The 504-nt window shown below is 51.8% G+C and carries 1 protein-coding gene; it reads left to right on the top strand.

Features of this window, described 5'->3' with window-relative positions:
• A partial coding sequence (locus ACIFQM_RS24070; protein WP_430066301.1) for an AMP-binding enzyme occupies positions 1-504 on the top strand: 504 nt, incomplete at both ends.

The raw sequence follows: 504 nt of genomic DNA, 5'->3' as shown, positions 1-504 counted from the left end.
GCCGAATCACCGGGTATATATTGTGGATGCGCATGGACATCTGGCACCTGTGGGCGTAGCTGGGGAATTGTGTGTATCAGGGGTAGGTTTGGCGCGTGGATATTGGCATCGTGCCGAACTGACGGAGGAGAAATTTATACTAAATCCGTTTACGAACGGAGAAGCAGGGTATGAACGGATGTATCGAACGGGGGATTTGGCAAGATGGATGCCGGATGGCAACATCGAGCATCTGGGCCGGATCGACCACCAGGTGAAAATCCGGGGCTATCGGATTGAACTGGGCGAGGTTGAGGCGAACCTTTTAAAAGTAGAAGCCGTGCAAGAAGCAATCATACTAGCCCGTGAAGACGCGCAAGGGCAAAATCAACTGGTGGCGTACTATGTGGCAGAACGTGAAGTGAGTGCAAGTGAGCTGCGCAGCTTACTGGGCGAAGGACTTCCAAACTACATGGTGCCTTCATACTTTGTACAGATGGAAAACATGCCACTGACACCGAATGG

The sequence above is a fragment of the Paenibacillus sp. NRS-1782 genome (assembly GCF_050467685.1).
Taxonomy (GTDB): Bacteria; Bacillota; Bacilli; order Paenibacillales; family Paenibacillaceae; genus Paenibacillus; species Paenibacillus terrae_A.
The sequence above is the reverse complement of the archived record's forward strand: the minus strand, read 5'-3'. Positions and strand labels throughout refer to the sequence as shown.